Origin of the sequence: Desulfomicrobium escambiense DSM 10707 (assembly GCF_000428825.1) — a bacterium.
GTDB classification, from domain to species: Bacteria; Desulfobacterota; Desulfovibrionia; order Desulfovibrionales; family Desulfomicrobiaceae; genus Desulfomicrobium; species Desulfomicrobium escambiense.
The window spans coordinates 1-2,146 of sequence record NZ_AUAR01000036.1; the positions used below are offsets into that span (position 1 = coordinate 1).

Annotated in this window: 3 protein-coding genes; 2 read left to right on the plus strand and 1 reads right to left on the minus strand. The window is 55.3% G+C overall.

The window, feature by feature from the left end:
• Positions 1–704: DUF6402 family protein (locus tag G394_RS0115920; RefSeq protein WP_211226313.1), on the plus strand; the 704-nt coding region annotated here is incomplete at its 5' end.
• Positions 705–855: 151 nt separating this feature from the next.
• Here G394_RS0115920 and G394_RS19590 read toward each other — a convergent pair.
• On the minus strand, positions 856–1,089 hold the full coding sequence (locus G394_RS19590) for a hypothetical protein (RefSeq protein ID WP_043776283.1): 234 nt from the start codon (positions 1,087–1,089) through the stop codon (positions 856–858).
• Between the two features lie 423 nt (positions 1,090–1,512).
• Here G394_RS19590 and G394_RS19595 point away from each other — a divergent pair, with 423 nt between their 5' ends.
• Positions 1,513–2,007 (plus strand): phospholipase effector Tle1 domain-containing protein, encoded by a 495-nt coding sequence (locus G394_RS19595; RefSeq protein WP_051307256.1) that lies wholly within the window; start codon positions 1,513–1,515, stop codon positions 2,005–2,007.
• Positions 2,008–2,146: the final 139 nt, after the last annotated feature.

Here is a 2,146-nt window from a genome sequence, read left to right on the forward strand (position 1 = left end):
ATGACTTGAGAGATACATACGATCGTTATCCGACCTCCATACCATCACAACATTACGACGATGAGATTGTAACCATGGATTGGGCTCTTCAATTCGATCGCTTCGCGGAAGCATGCGCCAGCATAATAAATAATTATTCAACAAAAGCATCTGCGAAGGCTCTTGAAGTAAAACTGAAACGTTACGGGTGGCCAACAACGACTCCAAGACTAGGAAATACCTCAATGACGGCCCGAGAACTGAATGCGACATGCCAGATACAGACAAAACGCTTCGGCAAACTTACAGACACAATCGACGATTTTTACGGAGCAATCGGGAAAGGAATGGTGCAACTGGCGGTCGTCGGTCACGTACATCGCGACAAATACATGGAATTATTCGTCATCGAGCATGTAGGTGTATACCTGAAGGATATTTATGAATTCGAAACAATTGTCCAGCCCCTCGGCTGCTGGACCAAGAGCAAGGCTTTGGGAAAAGCCGAGATGACCTCACGTCTGTCTGCCAACACATCCCTGGTCGGCGCACACGTCCTCCAGATCAACGAGCCTGTATTTCACGTCTTCAATCACGATTTTCGTCAATACAGAGAAAAGCACGGCAAAGGCGGGGATTTCGTCATCTATTCAGATGTGAAATGGCTTCCCGCCACCAATTTCCCCCCGATTCTTCTGAGCAGGAACAGGCGGGGCGGCACATGACAGAGGCGCGATGTACCTGGCCATCGTCGAGCGCCGCCGAGCTTTCGATCCCGGCGTGTAGAGGAAGCAGGACGGGGCCTGCCGCCAGCGCCTGAAGCAGGTCCGTTTGGAAAAGGGGTCGGTTCTTCCTTTGGCTCATCTTCTTGAACCGTCAGGAAGCAGTGGATTTCACAGAACCAGCAGCCCTGGTCTCTTTTTCCACCCAATACGCCTGCCTATGCCCCCGTCCCTCATACTCACGAACCAGCGCCAGGGCCTCTTCCTCAGTCAAACCGTCCCGAACCAGAAACTCGTTGTTGTTGTCATCCAGCCGCCAGACGGAAAAACCGCTCTCTTTCCGGCCCTCGGAACCGCTTTCGACTTCTCTGCCCTGCCGTTGATGCATCATTGCCTCCGACACGGATCAATGATTACAAAATTTAGTTGCGCATACATCACATGCAGCACGCAGACAACAAATTTCCTGATGTCATACAGTCATTACGAGTACGCATTACATACGTATCCCCTGTGCTGATTATCGCCAAGAAGCGTTGACTGCGCTCCAAGCCCATCACCCGAAGCCAACCAATCTCATAGTTATTTTCCGCAAGCATTTCCCGGAACATTTCATGACACATCCCGATTCATCTCCTGCACAAATCACGTAGCAATCTCCTGTTGAAGCTGCTGGCCGCTTTGCAGCCATCCGTCCGTGCGGAGGACAAAAGCGGCAAGGCCGCAGGGCCTTCACCATCCCCCGCACGGCATGAAATCCTGCAGCCATGCCCGGCTCCGCCGGTTTCAAACGATTCATCGAGGAGGTTGCATGTCCAAACGCATCGTCGTCTGCTGCGACGGCACGTGGAACACCCCGGACCAGAAGGATGACGGGGTGGTTTGTCCGACCAACGTGACCATGCTCGCCATGGCCGTAGCGCCGTACGCCGGGGACGGCAGGCGGCAGATGCTCTACTACGATACTGGGGTGGGCACGCACTGGTACGACAGGTTACGGGGCGGGGTTTCGGGGGTGGGGATTTCGCGGAACATCCTGCAGGCGTACCGCTTTCTGATTGAACTGTACGAGGAAGGCGACGACATCTTTCTCTTCGGCTTCAGCCGTGGGGCCTACACGGTCCGCAGCCTGGCCGGACTGCTGCGCAACTCTGGGCTGCTGCTCCCGGAGAACCTGCACAGGCTGGACGACGCTTACAGGCTCTACCGCCGCCGCGACCCCGAGTTCCACCTCCGCGCCATCGAGTCCGAACTCTTCCGCAAGACCTATTCCCGCAAGGTCCGCGGGCACTGCATCCGCGTCTGAGACACGCTGTCGGTCGACCGGCGGGCAAGGGGCATCCCCATACCCAGTCGTTCCGGGTCAAGGATGCAGCCCATAAACCACCCCGCATAATTCAGCATTCACCCGCATGTGATTCCCTATCCGATGCTGGCAGACTGCC

Coding starts and splice junctions, on each gene's coding strand:
- G394_RS19590 (WP_043776283.1), bottom strand. CDS start 1,089: ATGCATCAACGGCAGGGCAGAGAAGTCGAAAGCGGTTCCGAGGGCCGG.
- G394_RS19595 (WP_051307256.1), top strand. CDS start 1,513: ATGTCCAAACGCATCGTCGTCTGCTGCGACGGCACGTGGAACACCCCG.